This window comes from Terrabacter sp. AAH1, from assembly GCF_054456855.1.
Genome location: NZ_JBTJJV010000004.1, coordinates 1 through 14,454, shown reverse-complemented (window position 1 = coordinate 14,454; position 14,454 = coordinate 1). Strand labels below are relative to the sequence as shown.

The following is a 14,454-nucleotide window of genomic DNA, read 5'->3' as shown; positions in this document are numbered from 1 at the left end:
TCAGTCGGCGTCGGTGGCGCCGGCGGAGACCGACGCGAGCTCGTCGCGCTGGCTGCCCTGGTCATCGGAGTCCGACGCGTCGGCGGCGTCGTGGCTGCGGTGCCGCTCCACCTCGACGAGCCGCTCGCTGCGCTGCCGCTCGAGAGCCGCCCCGATGAGGCCGGCGAAGAGCGGGTGCGCGCGGTTCGGGCGCGAGAGGAACTCCGGGTGCGCCTGCGTCGAGACGTAGTAGGGGTGCACGTCGCGCGGCAGCTCGACGAACTCGACGAGCGTGCCGTCGGGCGAGGTGCCCGAGAAGACGAGGCCCGCCTTCTCGAGGTCGGCGCGGTAGGCGTTGTTGACCTCGTAGCGGTGGCGGTGGCGCTCCTTGACCTCGGACTGCCCGTACGCCTCGCGGATGACGCTGCCCTCCTTGAGGGCCGCCGGGTAGAGGCCGAGGCGCATCGTGCCGCCGAGGTCGCCGGCGCCCTCGACGAACGCCTTCTGCTCCTCCATCGTCGCGATGACGGGGTGAGCGGTCTCGGGGTCGAACTCGGTCGAGCTCGCGTCGGCGATGCCGAGCTCGGTGCGGGCGTACTCGATGACCATGCACTGCAGGCCGAGGCAGATGCCGAGGGTCGGCACCTGCTTCTCGCGGGCCCAGCGCAGCGCCCCGAGCTTGCCCTCGATGCCGCGCACGCCGAAGCCGCCGGGCACGAGCACCGCGTCGACGCCGCCGAGGGCGCGCTGGGCACCGGCCTCGGTCTGGCACTCGTCGCTGGCGACCCAGCGGAGGTTGACCTTGGCGTCGTGGTGGAATCCGCCCGCGCGCAGCGCCTCGGTGACGGAGAGGTAGGCGTCGGGCAGGTCGATGTACTTGCCGACGAGGGCGATCTCGATCTCGTGCTCGGGGTCGTGCACGCGCTCGAGCAGCTGGTCCCACTCGGTCCAGTCGACGTCGCGGAAGTTGAGCCCGAGGCGACGGATGACGTAGGCGTCGAGGCCCTCGCGGTGCAGCACCTTGGGGATGTCGTAGATGCTCGGCGCGTCGACGCACGCCGCGACGGCGGTGACGTCGACGTCGCACATGAGTGAGATCTTGCGCTTGATCGGCTCGGGGATGTCGCGGTCGGCGCGGAGCACGAGGCCGTCGGGCTGGATGCCGACCTGGCGCAGGGCTGCCACCGAGTGCTGGGTCGGCTTCGTCTTCAGCTCACCGCTCGGGGCGAGGTAGGGCACGAGCGAGACGTGGAGGAAGAAGCTGTTGTCGCGGCCGATGAGGTGGCGCACCTGGCGGGCCGCCTCGAGGAAGGGCAGCGACTCGATGTCGCCGACGGTGCCGCCGATCTCGGTGATGATGACGTCGGGCGCGTCGGCGCCACCGGTCGCGAGCGCCCGCATGCGGGCGACGATCTCGTTGGTGATGTGCGGGATCACCTGGACCGTGTCACCGAGGTACTCGCCGCGGCGCTCCTTGGCGATGACGTTGTTGTAGACCTGGCCGGTCGTCACGTTCGCGGCGCCGACCAGGTTTACGTCGAGGAACCGCTCGTAGTGACCGATGTCGAGGTCCGTCTCGGCGCCGTCGTCGGTCACGAAGACCTCGCCGTGCTGGAACGGGTTCATCGTCCCGGGGTCCACGTTGATGTAGGGGTCGAGCTTCTGCATCGTGACCTTGAGGCCACGCGATCTGAGAAGTCGTCCGAGGCTGGAGGCCGTCAGGCCCTTGCCGAGCGAGGAGGCCACGCCCCCGGTCACAAAGATGTGCTTCGTCGTTTCCACCACGGGCTTTAAGTCTACGTCATCGCGCGGGGGTCTCGGGCATACCGGTCCGCCCATCGGCGCGCCTCGTCCTGCGGCGAGTCCCAGGACGCCGCGACGGCACGGCCCGCGGCACCCAGCCTGGCCCGCTCGTCCGGGTCTTCGAGGAGCCGGTCGACCGCGGCCGCCGTGGCTGCCGGGTCGCCCACCGGCACCAGCACACCCGCCCCGGCGAGCAACCCGGGCAGGCCCCCGGTCCGCGTCGCGACGACCGGCACTCCGGCCGCCATCGCCTCCTGCACGACGAGCGCTCGCGCCTCCCAGCGGCTCGTGAGGACGAACAGGTCCGCGAGACGCAGCCAGCTCGTGACGTCGTCACGAGCCCCGACGAAGTGCACGTTCGGGCGTGTCGCGCCGGCGGGCTGTCCTTCGGGTCCACGTATGCCGTGTGCGACCTCCTCGAGGCGGCTGCGCAGGCCGGCGTCTCCGTCGCCCACGACGACCCAGGACGCGGCCGACGTCGACAGTCCCGCCGCGGCGACCAGCGTCCCGAGGTCCTTCTGCGGGGCGATCCTCGAGACCACGAGCACGACGGGAGGTCCGGAGGGGATGCCCGCTCCGGAGAGCAGCAGCGCCCGCTCGTCGGGCGTCAGGCGGTCGGCGTCGATTAGTGGGGCGACTCGGGCCGAGGGGACGTGGGCGATCTCGGCGCGCTGGGCTCCGAGCGACTCGGCCAGCGCGACGAGGTCGTCGCTGGCCCCGGTGACGAGGTCGGCCCGACGCAGCGCCCAGCCGACGGCGGAGCGCCCCACCGAGGACTTCAGGCCACCCAGTCCCCCGGTCGCCGGCGGGAGGTCGTTGTGCAACGACGCCACCAGCCGCGGTTGCGGACGCGCGCGCAGCACGGCGACGGCAGCCACGACCGCGGCCTGGTGGCCGTGGGCGTGGACGACGTCGACCGTTCCGGCGAGCTGCATGATCCGGTGCCAGTCGAGCAGACCTCGCGGTGCGCGCGCGCCGGCATGGACCGGCCACAGCCGGTGCGCGTCGTGCCAGCCGAAGGTGTCCGCGGTCGACCCGGCCGCCACGACCTGGACGTCATGGCCTTCGGCCCGCAGGCCGGAGACGAGCGCGTCGACGTGGGCGCCGACCCCTCCCGCTGCACGCCCGACGACCATGAGCACCCTCACGGGGCGACCTCCTCGACGTCGGAGGCAGGGACGACGGCCGCGCGCGATCGACGCACCCGGTGCCCGAGCGACGGGTCGATGGCCAGGGCCACCCCGACCATGACGGCAAGTGCCAGCAGTCCCGCGCCGACGCCCACCACGAGGCTCGAGCCCAGCGTGTGCCCGACCCCCCGCGCCGCCAGCCACGAGCTCACCGCTCGGCCCGCGGCCGCGGCCGCGACGGACCCGGCGAGTGCCGCGCCGAGTGGCCGCCACGGCAGCCGCAGCGACGACCAGCCCCAGCTGCGGGCGACCAGCGCGACGAGCAGCACGGCGCCCAGCGCGAGGCCCGCGCTCGACCCGGCGGCCAGGGCGCGGAGCGTGTCCGGTCCCCCCGCCCCGTCCGGCTCGAGGACGAGGAGCGGCACCACGACGGTGGACAGCCACCCGAGGCCCGCGAGGCCACCGGCGACCACGGCCCGGCCACGCACGTAGGACGCGCGCGTGAGCAGCCCGATGGCGCCGAGGGCCACCACCGAGGGGGCGAAGGCGGTGACCGCGTCACCCATCGCCGAGAGCGTCCCTAGCGAGGCGGCCCGGTCTGAACCGGCATCGAGGGCGCTGAAGAACGCGCCGACCGGCACGGCGACCGCGACGAGCGCGGCCACGCCGAAGAGCGACACGACGACCGTGGCGAGCCACGCCCGGCGCAGCGTCGCGGACGCGTCGACGCTCTTGTCGGTGGACGTGCCGCCTCCTGAGGCCGCCCCCGTCTGGTCGCCGCCCTGCCCGGCGGTCCCTCCGGCGGCCTGTGCGCCGGCCAGCGACGGGAACGCGGCGGTGGCGAGCGGAACGGCGAGGACGGCATACGGCAGGAGGGTCACCGCCTGGGCGTACGTGTAGACGTTGAGCGTGCCCGAGCCGCCGCGGTCGTTGGCGAGCCGGATGACGACGAGCGTCGCGAGCTGCTGTCCCGCCACCGCCAGCAGGCCGGCCACGGCCAGGGCCCTCACCCGCCGCGCCACACCGTCGGGAAACCGGAGCCGGGGCCTCAGGCGGATGCCGGCGCGGCGCACGGGGACGACGAGAGGCAGCGCGAGCGCGACGACCCCGAACGTCGTGCCGGCACCGAGCACGGCCGTCGCCGACCCCGGCACGTCGCCGATCGCTGCGGCCGGGTCGGGCACGAGCGCGCGGTAGGCGAGGTAGGCGGCGATGACGACGACGCTGGAGAGCAGCGGAGCCAGTGCGGCGCCGACGAAGCGACGGTGCGACTGCAGCACGCCGGCCAGCACGATCGCGACGCCGTAGAGCGGGATCTGCACGGCGAAGACGCGCAGCAGCTCGGCGCCGAGGTCGACCTCGCCCGAGCAGCCGGTGCCGAGCAACGCGGACGCCAGGGGCCGCGCCGCCAGCGCCACGACGGCGCCGAGGGGCACGAGCACGACCACGGCCCAGCTGAGCAGCGCGGAGGCCGTCTCGTCGGCGTGGGCACGGTCGCCGCGGGCCAGCGCACCGGCGACGAGGGGCACCACGACGGCGGCGAGCACGCCACCCGCCGCGATCTCGAACAGCACGTTGGGCACGGCGTTGACGGACTGGTAGACGCTGCCGACGCACGTCGCGCCGACCGAGTGCGAGAAGGCGAACCAGCGGCCGAAGCCGACAACGCGCGCGAGGAGCGTGAGCACGGCGATCGTGCCGGCCGCGGCGAGGAGCCCCCCACGCGGGAGACCTCTGCGCGCGGACCCACTGCGCGCCGGGGCCGCGGGGGTCACCGGCTCCCCCGGCCCCACCGGTCGAGCCGCCGCAGCACCGGATGGCCGTCGATGACGCGGGTGAAGCTGACCCGCTCCGACGCGAGTGTCAGGGCGGCCAGCCCCGCGAGGGCGACGACCCGGCCGGGCAGGCGGGTGCGCTCGACGAGGGCCAGGCCGACGAGCGCGCCGGCGGCGTTGGCGCCCGTGTCGCCGAGCATCGAGCGGGCCGCGAGGTCGTCGCGCACCACGCCGGCCGACGACCCGACGGCGACGGCCCCGGGAAGCGTCCCGAGGAGCGGCAGTCCGGCGAGGGCGGTCACCTTGAGCGCACGCCCGGGACGCAGGTCGAAGAGGTTGACGGCGTTCGCCGCACCGGCGACCACGGCGCCGCCGACCAGCGTGGCGAGCGCTCCCCCGCGACCGCCACCGTCGGCCGTCCGGGCGTCGGCCATGGCCGCACCGACGAGGCCGGAGGCCGCGAGGCCCACGATCTTGACCGCGCCGGTGGTCACCTGACCGCGGGAGAGAGCCCCGAGGTGCCCCTTGAGGCCCTTGTCGTCGGCACCGCCGGTGAGGTCGTCGAGGGCGCCGAGCGCCCCGGCGGCGACGGCCACCACGACGGCGCTGCCTGCCGCGACCCCACCCGTCCGCGCGCCGAGGGCCGCGCCCGCGAGCGCCCCACCAACAGCGCCGCCGACCCAGGCCGGCCCCTCGAGGAGGGTGACGGGACGTCCGGCGTGGTTGGTGCGTTCCCACGGCTGGGCGGCCGCGCGGGGCAGGCGTTGCCCGATTCGCAACAGCGCCGCGGACGTGGCCGCGGACACCAGCAACGGCACCACGGTCGACCCGACGGACGACCTGACGGACGACCTGACGGACGAAGCGGAGGAGGTGCGGTGCTCGTCGCCGGGCCCGGCGACCGAACCGGCGCGCCGGCGCCCGGACCTCACGGGAGCACTCTCGGGACGGTGGCGGTCGCACCCGCGTCGACGCCGTAGTGACCGATGCGCTCGTCGAGGACGTCCTCGACGGCGAGCACGACCGCGGCGGGACCGTCGCCCGAGCGCGCGTGGTCGACCGTGGCGACGACGCCCGCGGTCTCGGACTTCTCACGGACTGCCTGGACGGCGTTGGACGTGACGGGCTGGCCGGCCGCGGCGACGGTGCTGCCACCGGCCACGACCGTGGCCCGCGAGGAGCCCGCCATCGCCTCGACGAGGGAACGGATCGCGTCGGACCGGGCGGCGACCACCCTGTCGTCGCCCGCGAAGTCGCCCGACACGACGATCGCCACGTCGGCGGTGGGCAGGTCGGCCACGGACGAGTCGAGCAGGTCGGCGTCGACGAGGGCCTTGAGCCCGGCTGCGCGTGCCGGCGACGCGTTGGCCGGCGCCTTGGAGACGGTGAGCTGCGTGAGCACCGTCGTGAGCAGGTCGTCGCCGGTCGCCGTGGAGTCGAGGCCGAGCGCCGTGGCGCCGGCGCGCGCGGCCTGGTCGCGCTCGGTGGCCCGGCCGGCGTCGAACCAGTCGGGCCCGATCGACACGGTGCCGGTGAGGGCGGCCCCGCTCTGGCGGACGACCTCTTCGAGGTTCTTGACCATGGTGCCGTCGGCGGACGGCATCACGACGACGACGACGCGGTGGCCGGTGAGGCGCCCGCCGACGACACGCGGCTGCACGGCCGTGGCGAACTCGTCGGAGGCGTCGACGAGCTTCTCGCTCGTCGTGAGCTTGTCGTTGAGGCCCTGCTTCTCGGTGCGCAGGGCCGCCACCTGGTCGCTCAGCTGGTCGCCGAGGTTGGCCTGCAGGGGGCCGGCGCCCAGCACGATGCCCACCGCGAGGGCCAGGAACACCGAGATGATCGAGACGAGGTGGTAGCGGAAGTCGATCACGCGAAGATCCCAACGACGGCGGTCCAGAGGTCGTCCCAGCGGGCGGCGAGGACCTGCAGCCAGGCTTGCCCGGCCGGGGTGGAGGCGAGGGCGGCGAAGAAGGCCAGCATGCCGACGAGCAGCATGGTCACGAGCAGCCGCCCGGGGATGCGGGCGCGGTAGAGCTGGCTGACGCCCTTGGCGTCGACGAGCTTGCCGCCGACGCGCAGCCGCGTGAGGAAGGTCGAGGCCTGCCCGTCCCGGCCCTTGTCGAGGAACTCGACGAGGGTCACGTGGGTGCCCACGGCGACGATCAGCTCGGCACCGGAGTCGTCGGCGAGGAGCATCGCGACGTCCTCGCTCGTGCCGGCAGCGGGGAAGGCGACGGGGCTGATGCCGAGCGCCTCGACCCGGGCGAGCCCCGGTGCCCTGCCGTCGCGGTAGGCATGCACGACGATCTCGGCGCCGCTTCGCAGCGCCTTGTCGGAGACGGAGTCCATGTCGCCGACGATGAGGTCGGGACGGTGCCCGGACTCGAGGATGGCGTCCGCGCCCCCGTCCACGCCGATGAGGACGGGGCGGTACTCGCGGATGTAGGGCTTGAGGGCCTCGAGGTCCTCCTTGTAGTGGTAGCCACGCACCACGATGAGGCAGTGCCGCCCGTCGAGGTCGGTGGTGATGGGCGGGACCCCGATGCCGTCGAGCAGGAGGTCGCGCTCCTTGCGGATGAACTCCATCGTGTTCGTCGCGAAGGCCTCGATCTGGACGGCCAGCCCCGCGCGCGCGTCGTGCATCTGCGCCGCCACCGCAGGGCCGTCGAGAAGGGCGCCCGTCGCGACCTTGCTCTCTCCCGACCAGAGATCCGTCCCGTCGAGGCGCAGCGGCACCCCGTCGGTGATCGCCATGACCTCGGGACCGGCGGCGTCGAGCACCGGGATGCCCGCGTCGACGAGGATCTGGGGCCCGAGGTTGGGGTAGCGCCCCGTGATGGAGGCGCTGGCGTTGACCACTGCGGCCGGGCGAATCGACACCAAGGCGTCGGCGCTGACCTTGTCGAGGTCGGCGTGGTCGATCACGGCGATGTCGCCCGGCTGGAGCCGCTTCGTCAGGCGCTTGGTGCGGCGGTCGACGCGTGCCGGGCCGGTGACGCCTGGACCGGTGTCGCGGGCGCCGGGGCGGCGGCGGATCGGGAGAGCCATGATGCGCTCAATCGTGCCACGTCGGACGCCCCGGGGCCGAGGCGGTCAGGACGTGGCGCCGCTGCGTGCCCGGGCGCGCCGCCCACCGGACGACGTGCTCGCCGACGTGCTCGCCGACGTGCTCGCCGACGTGCTCGCCGACGTGCTCGCCGACGTGCTCGCCGGCGTGCCTGACGACGCGCGTGACGAGGCGCGCTTGGCCGAGCCCCGGGAGGCGGCCCGCGCCTCGCCGGTCTGCTCGAGGAGGTCGCCGGCGTGGGCGAGGCCGGCCTCGGAGTGAGGGTCGCCGCCCATCATCCGCGACAGCTCGCGCAGACGCGCGTCGCCCTCGACGACCGACACGCTGCTCGAGGTGATGCGGCCGTCGTCGGCCTTGTGCACGACGAGGTGCCGGTCGGCGAACGCCGCCACCTGGGCCAGGTGGGTGACGACGATGACCTGTGCGTGCTGGGCCAGGGCGGCGAGGCGTGCCCCGACGTCGAGTGCCGCCCGTCCGCCCACGCCGGCGTCGACCTCGTCGAAGACGAAGGTCGGCGGGCCGCTCACTCCGTCGGCCGCCGCGCTGCGCGACCCGACGACCTCGAGCGCGAGCATGACGCGGGAGAGCTCACCGCCCGACGCCGCCTTGGCGACGCTGCGCGGTGCGGCACCCGGGTTGGCGGCGAGGAGGATCTCGACGTCGTCGATGCCGTGACGCGAGAGGCGCACCTTCTCGCCGTCCGGGAGCCCGACACCCTCGGGGTCGGTGCGGCGTCGCACGTCGACGTGGACGACCGCCTTGCCCATGGCCAGGTGGGCGAGCTCCTCGGAGACCCTGCCGCCGAAGTCGGTCCCCGCCGAGCGCCGCGCGTCCGACAGGGCGAGCGACGCCGTGACGACGGCCTCCTGCAGCTCGGCGACCTCAGCCCCGAGGCGTTCGACACGGTCGTCGGCCGTGACGAGCTCGTCGAGGCGCGCGGCGGCGCGCTGCGACCAGTCGAGCACCTCGTCGACGGTCTCGCCGTACTTGCGGGTGAGCACCCCCAACGCCGCCCTGCGCTCCTGGACGAAGCCGAGACGCTCAGGGTCGAGCTCGATGTCGTCGAGGTATGCCGTGAGGTCGGCGGACAGGTCGGTGACCAGGGTGCCCAGCTCGTGCAGGCGGGTGTCGAACCCGGACAGTGCGTCGTCGTGGGTGGTGGCCGGCGCGAGGGCTCCCCTGGCCGACCCGATGAGGTCACGCACGTTGGGAGCCGGCTCGGCGGCATACTCGTCGCCGCTGAGGTCGGCCAGCGCCTGTGCAGCGGCGAGACGGAGGGTGTCGGCGTGCGCGAGGCGCGCGTCCTCGGCGCGCAACGCGAGGTCCTCGCCGGGCTGGGGGTCGACCGACTCGATCTCCTCGAGCGAGGCCGTGAGGGAGTCGATCTCGCGGGCTCGGTCACGTGCCTCGGCGACGAGACGGTCGTGCTCGCGGGCGGCGTCGCGCCACCGGTCGTAGAGCTCGGCCACCCGGTCGCGCAGGGCGACGACCTCGGAGCCGCCGAAGTCGTCGAGGACCTCGCGGTGGGCATCGCCCTGCTTGAGCCGCCACTGGTCGGCCTGCCCGTGGACCGCGACGAGCAGCTGCCCGAGGTCGGCCAGGACCGAGACGGGCGCCGTGCGGCCACCGACGTGCGCGCGCGAGCGGCCGGCCGCGGCGATGGTGCGCGCGATGACGAGCTCGCCCTCGTCGTGGTCGGCGCCGGCCTCGTCGGCGCGGGCCAGCGCCGGGTGGTCGACCGGCAGCTGGACGACGCCTTCGACGAGGGCCGAGTCGGACCCGGTGCGCACGAGCCCGGAGTCGGCGCGCTCGCCGAGCAGCAGCCCGAGCCCCGAGACGACCATGGTCTTGCCGGCGCCGGTCTCGCCGGTGAGCACGTTGAGCCCGGGGCTCAGCTCGAGGACGGCGTCGTCGATGACGCCGACGCCACGGATCCTCATCTGGCTGAACACGGGACCACCTTAGGGCCGGGCACCCTCACCGCCGTCGACGCCGTCCACCGTGAGTGCCATGTCGCCGTTGCCACGCCAGCCCTCGACCGAGAGGTTGAACTTCGCGACGAGCCGGTCGGTGAAGGGTGCGCTCGTGAGCCGGGCCAGCCGGATCGGCCGGATGCCACGCCGCACCTCGATGCGTGCGCCCGGTGGCAGGTCGACGTGTCGGCGCCCGTCGCACCACATGACGCCGGCGCCCTCGGTCGCCGCCTTGATCTCGACGGCGAGGTGGGTGTCCGGACCGAGCACGAGCGGCCGGGCGAACAGGGCGTGCGCTGCACTCGGCACGAGCAGCATCGCCTGGACCTGCGGCCACACGACCGGTCCGCCGGCGGAGAAGGCGTATGCCGTCGAGCCCGTCGGCGTCGACACGATCACCCCGTCGCAGCCCCAGCTCGAGAGCGGTCGACCGTCGACCTCGACCGTCACCTCGAGCATCCGCTCGCGGGCCGCCTTCTCGACGCTCACCTCGTTGAGCGCCCAGCTGCTGGCGATGAGCTCTCCGTGCAGCTTGGCGTCGACGTGGAGCGTCATGCGCTCCTCGACGGCGTAGTCGTTGTTGGCGATGTGCTCGACGGTCGCGTCGAGACGGTCGCGCTCGGCCTCGGCGAGGAAGCCGACGTGTCCGAGGTTGACGCCGAGCAGCGGCACGTCGACGCTCCGGGCGAACTCTGCGCCGCGAAGGATGGTGCCGTCGCCACCGAGCACGACGACGAGGTCGCACCCCTCGGCGACCTGCTCCTCGGCGGGGGCGATGTGGACGCGGGCGGTGTCCTTGAGGTCGAGTGCCTTCGCCTCGTCGGCCTGCAGCGACACCTCGATGCCGAGGTGGGTGAGCCGACGCACCACCCCCTTGGCGACCGCGAGAGCCTCGGGACGGCGCGGGTGTGCCACGAGCAGGATCCGGCGCGTCACGGGTCTCCCTCCAGGTCGATGGCCTCCAGCATGTCATCCGTCGAGGTCGGGGACGCGTCGGGGACCGGCCTGGGCGCCAGCCAGAAGAGGAACTCGCGGTTGCCGTCTCCCCCGGTGATCGGGCTCGCCGTGGCGCCGTGCAGGTGCAGCCCCTCCCCGGTCGCGACCTCGGCGACGTCGCGCAGCACCCTGCGGTGCTCGTGCCGTGACGTGACGACCCCGGTGCGGCTGAGCCGCTCACGGCCCACCTCGAACTGCGGCTTGACGAGCACGACGAGGTCGCCGTCGTCGGTGACGAGGGGTCGCATGGCCGGCAGCGCTATGGCCAGCGAGATGAAGCTGAGGTCCGAGGCGACCAGGTCGAACTGCCCGCCGAGGGCCTCGGCATCGACGTCGCGGATGTTCGTGCCCGGCAGGTCGCGGACCCGCTCGTCGGACGCCACCGACGAGACCAGCTGCCCGTGGCCGACGTCGAGGGCCGTCACGTGGGCCGCGCCGTGCTCCAGCAGCACCTGCGTGAACCCACCGGTGCTCGCGCCGACGTCGAGGCACCGGCGCCCGGCAACCTCGATGGGCCACCGCTGCACGGCGTGCAGCAGCTTGAGCGCGGCGCGCCCGACCCACCGGTCCGGCTCGCGCGTCAGCTCGACGGCGGACGCGTCGTCCACGTGCTGGGCCGGCTTCGCGGCAGGTCGGCCGTCGACGAGGACGACGCCGGCCGCGACGAGCTCACGGGCCTGGGTGCGTGACCGGGCGAGGCCTCGGGCCACGAGCTCGACGTCGAGTCGACGCGCCGTCACGCCCCACCGAGTCCGCCGAGGCGGCTCTGAAGGCTGCGGTGCGCGTGTTCCCCCGACTCGATGCGCTCGGCGAACGACCCCGCTTGCGACCGAGCGAGCTGCATCATCGCCTCGTCGACGGCCTCGTCGCCGGTGACGGGCGGGACCGGGTGGTCGACGTCCTCGTGCTCCTCGCGGCGGGCGTCAGTGTCGCCAAACATGGGTTCCTCCGTGCGGTACGTGCCGAGTCCTGCGTCCGCTCACGCTACCCCGTCGCTGGCAACGACCGGACGAGCAGGCACGCGCGTCCTCGAGTCACGATGTCCTCCCGTCACGACGGCTCAGAGGAGGCGGTTCAGTACGACCTCAGCGGCGCGGGAGAGCTCGTCCGGCGACCGTCCGGCCTCACGCTCCCCCAGCAGGGCTGCGACTCCCGCCCGGACGGCCTCGACCGGGCTCGCCCCGCCGGCGTCGAGACGCAGCTCACCGTCGGCGAACCGCGCGCGCGCCGAACCGCAGTGCCAGCTTCCGTGCTTCTCCACCGGTGCCGCGTACGGCCGGAACAGGTCGGTCAACGAGCCGATCACGTAGGTCGGCGTGGCCTGCGTCTGCATGAGGTCGGAGGGCAGGTCGACGCCCGTGAGCACCCAGGCGGAGTCGAGACCAGCCGCGGCGGCGCCGTCGATGTCCGTCGCCAGCCGGTCGCCGATCGCGAGGGTGCGCGACGCATCGGTGCCGAGGTGGTCGAGGGCGAGCCGGTAGAGCGGCGGGTGGGGTTTGCCCACGACGTCGGGGCGACGTCCGAGCGCCGTGACGAGCAGGTCGACGTAGGCGCCGTTGCCCGGTGCCTGCCCCCACGGAAGCGGCAGGGTCGCGTCGTCGTTCGTGGCGACCCAGGGCAGACCGGTGCCGAGCAGCCGCGCCGCGGTCTCGAAGTCCCTCACCGTCAGGTCGCGCCCGAGGCCCTGAAGCACGGCCGCCACACGGTTGGGCCCGGCGTCGTCGCCGCGGTCCCGCGGCCGCACGGGTTCGAGGCCGGCCCGGGTGAGGGCCTCCGCGACGCCCTCACCGCCGAGGGCGAGCACCCGCGTCCCTGCGGGAAGGCTCCGCGCGAGCTGTGCTGCTCCGGCCTCGGCGCTGGTGACCACGTCGTCCGGCGTCGCGGGCGCGCCCAGACCGGCGAGGTGCTCGGCGACCTCGGCCACCACCCGAGACGCATTGTTCGTCGCATAGATGACCTGGACGCCCCGAGTCCGCAAGTCCCGCAGCGCCTTTGGGGCGTCTGGCACCGGGTCGTCACCACGGTAGACGACGCCGTCCAGGTCGCAGACCACGCCGTCGTATGCCGCGATGAGTGCGGCGTCCTTCACGTCCTCAGCCATCCGCCGGCAGCCACGCTCAGGACTCGTCGCCCTCGTCGTGGCCCTCGTCGTGGCCCTCGTCGCCGAGCAGGTCGGTGACGTCGACGCCGTCGAGCTCCTCCAGGCGCTCAGCGGCGTCGGTGGTCAGCTCGTGGTCGGCCTCGGCGGCACGGGCGAACCAGTCGCGAGCCGCCTCGGCGTCACCCGCAGCCAGCTTCGCGTCGGCGTAGGCGTAGAAGAGCCGGGCAGCCGACGGTCGGTTGGGGTTGATCCGCTTGACCAGGTCGCTGAGCCCTGCGGCCGCAGCATCCAGCTGGCCGAGGTCGCGGCGGATGCCCGAGACGACGATCGCCAGCTCCACCCTGTCGTCGATGGCGAGGTTGTTCGCCTCCTCGGTCTGGGCGAGCTCGAGCGCCTTGGTGTGGCGGCCCAGCGCCCGCTCGCAGTCGACCATGAGCGGCAGCAGGTGGCTCGACCCGGAGAGGCGGCGAACGGTGCGGAACTCCCCCAGCGCCCGCGCCCAGTCGCCGAGGCGGTAGGCGACGAGTCCGAGGGCCTCTCGCGCCGCCGGCACACGGCCGGCGCGGCGTACCGCGGTCTCGGCGTGCGCCAGGGCGGCCTCGGGCTCGACGTCGAGCAGCTCGGCCACCATGACGAGGTGCTGGGCCACACCCTCGGCGTTCTCCTTGGACAGCGTGCGCAGCTGGTTCTTGACGCCGCGGTCCACCTCATGGCCGGTCACGCCCTCCCGGATGGCCGGTTCCGGCTTGCGGGGGCTCTTCGGCGTCAGGCGGGGACCACCACGGCGCTCCTCTTCGTGCGGTCGCCCGGCGCCGCCACGGGGCCGGTCGTCCCGACGCGGACGGTCGTCGTAGCGGCGAGGCCCACGGTCATCACGGCCACCGCCGGAGCGGCGGTCGTCCGAGCGGTAGCCACCACGGTCGTCGCGGCCGCCGCCGGAGCGGCGGTCGTCGGAGCGGTAGCCACCACGGTCGTCGCGGCCGCCGCCGGAGCGGCGGTCGTCGGAGCGGTAGCCACCACGGTCGTCCCGGCCGCCACCGGAACGGCGGTCATCCGACCGGTAGCCACCGCGGTCGTCGCGACGCTGCCCACCGGACCGGGGAGCACCGGAGCCACGGCCGGCGCCATGGCCCCGCGCCGGGCCTCGCTGACCGCCGTCGCGGTCGCGGCGCTCGTTACGGCTGTCGTTGCCGTCCTGGTCACTCATGTTCAGCATCCTTCCGCGCCGACCTCGGTCGGCGCCACCTCTACGTTCATCGGGCACAAAGAAAGAGCGCCCCAGTCGGATCAATGAAGTTCCGTCTGGGGCGCTCTGACAAAGTGTGTCCGGCTGCGTCCTACTCTCCCACACCGTCACCAGTGCAGTACCATCGGCGCTGAAGGGCTTAGCTTCCGGGTTCGGAATGGAGCCGGGCGTTTCCCCTTCGCTATGACAGCCGAAACTCTATGGAGATATCAAAATCGTGGACGCGATGGTTCACCACACTCGTTGGTGGTGGTTCGCAGGTTCCCGTTTGTATCTCGGGAACTGCACAGTGGACGCGTAGCATCTTTGTGAGTCAAGTTATCGGCTTATTAGTACCGGTCAGCTCCACACATTGCTGTGCTTCCACATCCGGCCTATCAA

Annotated in this window: 12 protein-coding genes and 1 rRNA gene; all 13 read right to left on the bottom strand. The window is 73.6% G+C overall.

All coding sequences use genetic code 11. The annotated features are described in order from the left end of the window. The 13 genes from ACXR8F_RS08065 to rrf all read right to left on the bottom strand — a co-directional run bounded on the left by ACXR8F_RS08065 (position 1) and on the right by rrf (position 14,268). A complete protein-coding gene (locus tag ACXR8F_RS08065; protein ID WP_458799593.1) occupies positions 1-1,818 on the bottom strand; it encodes a CTP synthase in 1,818 nt (605 codons plus the stop codon). Beyond that, positions 1,776-2,930, bottom strand: coding sequence for a glycosyltransferase family 4 protein (locus ACXR8F_RS08060; protein WP_458799591.1), 1,155 nt, complete (start codon positions 2,928-2,930; stop codon positions 1,776-1,778). The genes ACXR8F_RS08065 and ACXR8F_RS08060 overlap by 43 nt, the downstream gene beginning before the upstream one ends. Next, complete coding sequence (gene murJ, locus ACXR8F_RS08055) at positions 2,927-4,600, bottom strand: murein biosynthesis integral membrane protein MurJ (RefSeq protein ID WP_458799590.1); 1,674 nt, start codon at positions 4,598-4,600, stop codon at positions 2,927-2,929. The genes ACXR8F_RS08060 and murJ overlap by 4 nt, the downstream gene beginning before the upstream one ends. A gap of 83 nt (positions 4,601-4,683) precedes the next feature. After that, positions 4,684-5,619 carry a hypothetical protein gene (locus tag ACXR8F_RS08050; protein ID WP_458799588.1) on the bottom strand — a complete coding sequence of 312 codons (936 nt, stop codon included), beginning with the start codon at positions 5,617-5,619 and terminating at the stop codon, positions 4,684-4,686. Continuing rightward, positions 5,616-6,560: a copper transporter gene (locus ACXR8F_RS08045; RefSeq protein WP_045192232.1), complete on the bottom strand. Its 945-nt coding sequence runs from the start codon at positions 6,558-6,560 to the stop codon at positions 5,616-5,618. Before ACXR8F_RS08045 ends, ACXR8F_RS08050 begins: the two co-directional genes overlap by 4 nt. After that, positions 6,557-7,738 (bottom strand): putative cytokinetic ring protein SteA, encoded by a 1,182-nt coding sequence (gene steA, locus ACXR8F_RS08040; RefSeq protein ID WP_458799586.1) that lies wholly within the window; start codon positions 7,736-7,738, stop codon positions 6,557-6,559. The genes ACXR8F_RS08045 and steA overlap by 4 nt, the downstream gene beginning before the upstream one ends. 45 nt (positions 7,739-7,783) lie before the next feature. Further along, the gene (gene recN, locus ACXR8F_RS08035; RefSeq protein WP_458799584.1) at positions 7,784-9,709 is read right to left on the bottom strand and encodes a DNA repair protein RecN; all 1,926 of its coding nucleotides are present in this window, start codon (positions 9,707-9,709) and stop codon (positions 7,784-7,786) included. Between the two features lie 9 nt (positions 9,710-9,718). Next, positions 9,719-10,666: an NAD kinase gene (locus ACXR8F_RS08030; RefSeq protein ID WP_458799582.1), complete on the bottom strand. Its 948-nt coding sequence runs from the start codon at positions 10,664-10,666 to the stop codon at positions 9,719-9,721. Further along, the gene (locus ACXR8F_RS08025; RefSeq protein WP_458799580.1) at positions 10,663-11,466 is read right to left on the bottom strand and encodes a TlyA family RNA methyltransferase; all 804 of its coding nucleotides are present in this window, start codon (positions 11,464-11,466) and stop codon (positions 10,663-10,665) included. Before ACXR8F_RS08025 ends, ACXR8F_RS08030 begins: the two co-directional genes overlap by 4 nt. Then, on the bottom strand, positions 11,463-11,666 hold the full coding sequence (locus ACXR8F_RS08020) for a hypothetical protein (protein WP_045192228.1): 204 nt from the start codon (positions 11,664-11,666) through the stop codon (positions 11,463-11,465). Before ACXR8F_RS08020 ends, ACXR8F_RS08025 begins: the two co-directional genes overlap by 4 nt. 120 nt (positions 11,667-11,786) lie before the next feature. Then, a complete protein-coding gene (locus ACXR8F_RS08015) occupies positions 11,787-12,827 on the bottom strand; it encodes an HAD-IIA family hydrolase (RefSeq protein ID WP_458799578.1) in 1,041 nt (346 codons plus the stop codon). Between the two features lie 16 nt (positions 12,828-12,843). Further along, positions 12,844-14,034, bottom strand: coding sequence for a tetratricopeptide repeat protein (locus tag ACXR8F_RS08010; RefSeq protein ID WP_458799576.1), 1,191 nt, complete (start codon positions 14,032-14,034; stop codon positions 12,844-12,846). A 117-nt stretch (positions 14,035-14,151) separates the two neighbouring features. Further along, a 5S ribosomal RNA gene (gene rrf / locus ACXR8F_RS08005) occupies positions 14,152-14,268 on the bottom strand. Positions 14,269-14,454: the final 186 nt, after the last annotated feature.

Bases quoted from the DNA above. Each gene is read 5' to 3' on its own strand.
- ACXR8F_RS08010 (WP_458799576.1), bottom strand. From the start codon at position 14,034: ATGAGTGACCAGGACGGCAACGACAGCCGTAACGAGCGCCGCGACCGC.
- steA (WP_458799586.1), bottom strand. From the start codon at position 7,738: ATGGCTCTCCCGATCCGCCGCCGCCCCGGCGCCCGCGACACCGGTCCA.
- ACXR8F_RS08065 (WP_458799593.1), bottom strand. From the start codon at position 1,818: ATGGGCGGACCGGTATGCCCGAGACCCCCGCGCGATGACGTAGACTTA.
- ACXR8F_RS08020 (WP_045192228.1), bottom strand. From the start codon at position 11,666: ATGTTTGGCGACACTGACGCCCGCCGCGAGGAGCACGAGGACGTCGAC.
- ACXR8F_RS08015 (WP_458799578.1), bottom strand. From the start codon at position 12,827: ATGGCTGAGGACGTGAAGGACGCCGCACTCATCGCGGCATACGACGGC.